A 616-nucleotide genomic window follows, 5' to 3' on the forward strand; every position below is an offset into this window, starting at 1 on the left:
CGTGCCGTATAGGACAGAAAATGACCTATACCGCGATTAGCGTCGGAAGCATCTTCCCGCTGGCAGAAAGAGTCACCCGAAATGTCTGTCAAGGCGATCCCCGAGGGCTACACGACCGTCACGCCGTGGATCATCTCCCGCGACACTGCCGCAGTCATCGACTACCTCCGAAAGGCGTTCGGCGCTGAGGAACTGGGGCGGGTGATCGACGCCCGCGGGGTGATCGGGCACGCGGAGGTCCGCATCGGCGACGCGATCGTGATGCTCTTCGACGGCGACCCGAGCTGGCCGGCGACGCCCGCGTTCCTGCGGCTGTACGTCGAGGACGCCCGTGCCGTGCATCGCCAGGCGATCGAGGCAGGAGGCATCGGCATCTCGGAGGTCACCCATCTGGCCTTCGGCGACCTGGTCGGGCGGGTCCGCGACCCGTTCGGCAACGTGTGGTGGATACAGACCCACATCGAGGACGTGACGCCGGAGGAGATGGAGCGACGCTTCGGCGACCCAGAGTTCACCGCGGCGATGGAGTACATGCAGCGCCCCGAGACCGAGATCTTCCCCAGAAGCTGAACCTCGACCGGCAAACCTGCCAACGGTGAGCCGGCCGACACCACCG

At 65.7% G+C, this 616-nt stretch carries 1 protein-coding gene; it reads left to right on the top strand.

Annotated elements, in window-relative coordinates; all coding sequences use genetic code 11:
* The first annotated feature begins 81 nt into the window (after positions 1–81).
* Positions 82–570 (top strand): VOC family protein, encoded by a 489-nt coding sequence (locus I4J89_RS49130; protein ID WP_196421108.1) that lies wholly within the window; start codon positions 82–84, stop codon positions 568–570.
* The last annotated feature ends 46 nt before the right edge of the window (positions 571–616 follow it).

This window comes from Actinoplanes aureus (genome assembly GCF_015704865.1).
GTDB lineage: Bacteria > Actinomycetota > Actinomycetes > Mycobacteriales > Micromonosporaceae > Actinoplanes > Actinoplanes aureus.